At 40.2% G+C, this 951-nt stretch carries 1 protein-coding gene; it reads left to right on the top strand.

What is annotated here, in order from left to right; genetic code table 11:
• Positions 1–871: RNA-guided endonuclease InsQ/TnpB family protein (locus JEM49_RS09280; RefSeq protein ID WP_201874758.1), on the top strand; the 871-nt coding region annotated here is incomplete at its 5' end.
• Between the last annotated feature and the right edge of the window lie 80 nt (positions 872–951).

Genomic DNA, 951 nt, shown 5'->3' with positions numbered 1-951 from the left:
AGAAGCCTATCTTGATAACGGGACAGCTAGGTTTATTGATGCTAAACATATTAAATTGCCTAAGCTGGGAATTGTCCGCATTGCTGGTTTTAGAAAACTGATTAAAGAGCGCTTGCTTAAGCAGATTCCAACTAGAATTGGCACAGTCACGATAAAAAAGACCGCTGATGACCAGTTCTACCTGTCTATGCAGTTAGGCAGTGATACTGCTTTTGTTAAGGAATTACCTAAAACACAAAGTCAAATTGGCATTGACCTCAATTTAGATAACTTCCTAACAGCATCTAACGGAGCAATGGTCGCTAATCCACGATTTTATCGCAAAACCAAAAAGAAGCTGGCCCATGCCCAACGTGTCTTGTCTCGCAGGCAGCGCCGGGCAAAAAAAGAAGGACGCAATTTGTGGCTAGCAAAAAACTATCAAAAACAGCGTCTAATAGTCGCTAAACTGCACGATAAGATCAGAAGACAGCGTAATAACTTTTTACAAGTACTCTCAACTACACTAATCAAAAACCACGATTTAGTAGTTGCCGAGGAATTAAGAAACAGAAACCTGTTAAAGAATTATGCCTTGTCGCAATCAATTTCTGATGTCGGCTGGCGTAGTTTCCTGAATATGCTGGCTTATAAGGCAGATCTATATGGTAAAGAATTTCTAACAATTGATCCTAAATATACTACTCAACGCTGTCATGCTTGTGGTAGTATTATGGGCCAAAATGGTTATAAGAAATTAACCCTTAAGGATCGGGAGTGGACTTGTCCAATTTGTCGAATGCCCCATATTCGTGATTGGAATGCGGCAGTGAACATCTTAGAAAAAGGATTAAGCAAGTGGCAAAATCCTAAAATAAAAAAAGCAGCCTAGAAAGGCTGCAGTCCGTTAGCAACTCGCGGACTTAAAAGGCTTTGGTAATTAGACGACCTCTATCGGCAATAGTCAAAAGA

The sequence above is a fragment of the Lactobacillus sp. A27 genome (genome assembly GCF_016742815.1).
Lineage (GTDB): Bacteria > Bacillota > Bacilli > Lactobacillales > Lactobacillaceae > Lactobacillus > Lactobacillus gallinarum.
This window is presented reverse-complemented; position numbering and strand designations above follow the sequence as displayed.